Source organism: Bradyrhizobium sp. Kon37 (assembly GCF_055807535.1).
The window spans coordinates 1-839 of the sequence record NZ_JBVVOY010000079.1; the positions used below are offsets into that span (position 1 = coordinate 1).

3 protein-coding genes are annotated in these 839 nt (G+C 57.4%); all 3 read right to left on the reverse strand.

Annotation, left to right across the window (positions count from 1 at the left end; genetic code table 11):
- Positions 1–104: 104 nt before the first annotated feature.
- The 3 genes from lysC to AC0L3J_RS37100 are packed head-to-tail and all read right to left on the reverse strand — an operon-like array spanning position 105 to position 835.
- Positions 105–410: an Rz1-like lysis system protein LysC gene (lysC, locus tag AC0L3J_RS37090; RefSeq protein ID WP_014640567.1), complete on the reverse strand. Its 306-nt coding sequence runs from the start codon at positions 408–410 to the stop codon at positions 105–107.
- A complete protein-coding gene (locus AC0L3J_RS37095; RefSeq protein WP_001350022.1) occupies positions 307–693 on the reverse strand; it encodes a hypothetical protein in 387 nt (128 codons plus the stop codon). Before AC0L3J_RS37095 ends, lysC begins: the two co-directional genes overlap by 104 nt.
- Entirely contained in the window at positions 677–835 is a 159-nt protein-coding gene (locus tag AC0L3J_RS37100; RefSeq protein WP_473350388.1) for a glycoside hydrolase family protein, read from the reverse strand. Before AC0L3J_RS37100 ends, AC0L3J_RS37095 begins: the two co-directional genes overlap by 17 nt.
- Positions 836–839: the final 4 nt, after the last annotated feature.

Genomic DNA, 839 nt, shown 5'->3' on the forward strand with positions numbered 1-839 from the left:
GTCTCAGCACATCAGGCCGCAGCTCACGACCGCAACCGGCACACAATACAGGCGGGTCATACGCCGCCGGGCGGGGAATATCACGGGTATCCCCCTGCCAGAGTTCAGCGAGCAGCAGCGCCACCGCCCGGTTCTGGTCTTCGTTCATAAATTTCTTTCCTTCGGATCTCCTGTTCCCGGACTGATGCCTTGTCGCGGTTGCACTGCCCGAGCGCCATCAACAGGTCAGCATTCCAGAGAAGGGATGCTCCCCACGTCAGGGGCTGTGGCATGGGCGGAACGGGCGTTGCTTCCGTCAGTTCTGTATCAATTTCGGGCAGGATCACCACCGATGGCACGGGTGCGTTTTTCGAGTTCCCGCAACCTGTCAGCAGCAACGGCAGGCACAGGACGAGTGCTGCAATTGTCACCAGTAATGGCGGTTGTAATTTTTTCTTTTGCATCATGATGTTCTGTCTCATCTGCCAGCCGTGCGGCACGATTTGCGGCACGGATAGCGGAAAATACCTGCATCGTCTGTTCCTGACCGTGTAACAACCATTCAGCAGTGTGGCGGGCCTGTTGCTCCGTCTGTAATTCACGGCGCAGCGTCTGGTTATCGTGGCGGGTGCTGTCCAGCCTGTGCCACAACCCCCCGGACAGAACGGCGGTAAACACGGCTGCCAGTAGTAAACTTTTACTGGCGAAGGTCATCCGCCCCCCTGATATTCCAGATTGCCATTTCCACTTCGCGACGGTTCATCAGTCCTTTCCATTTATGGCCTGCGGCAAACACCCAGCGGGCCATCTGGTCACGCGCTCCGGCGTAATCACCGGCATTGAGTTTTTTCAGCAGCGTT